Origin of the sequence: Mesorhizobium sp., from assembly GCF_005063415.1 — a bacterium.
Lineage (GTDB): Bacteria > Pseudomonadota > Alphaproteobacteria > Rhizobiales > Rhizobiaceae > Mesorhizobium.
In genome coordinates this window covers 1-260 of the sequence record NZ_SUEG01000406.1, presented here as the reverse complement: position 1 = coordinate 260, position 260 = coordinate 1, and the positions used below count along the sequence as shown (strand labels likewise).

The following is a 260-nucleotide window of genomic DNA, read 5'->3' as shown; positions in this document are numbered from 1 at the left end:
GCTGTTCATCGTCCTGTGGGCGACGATGTTCTTCGGCGGCTTGGCAATGGCGTTCCTGCCGCCGATCTTCGGCACGAAACTCTCGCCGGGCGTGTACAAATGGCTGGGCATGACGTTCCGCTACGGCCGTGGGCCAGGTTCGTCACCCTCCGGTCGCGGGGGCTGGACGTCGGGGACCTCGTCCGGCAGTGGCTGGTCGTCTGGAAGTTCCGGCAGCGGTTGGTCGTCCGGAAGTTCCGGCGGCGGGTTTTCAGGCGGCG

Annotated in this window: 1 pseudogene; it reads left to right on the top strand. The window is 66.9% G+C overall.

The annotated features are described in order from the left end of the window. Positions 1–260 (top strand): annotated as a pseudogene (locus tag E5W70_RS32825) (hypothetical protein); the annotation flags it as partial.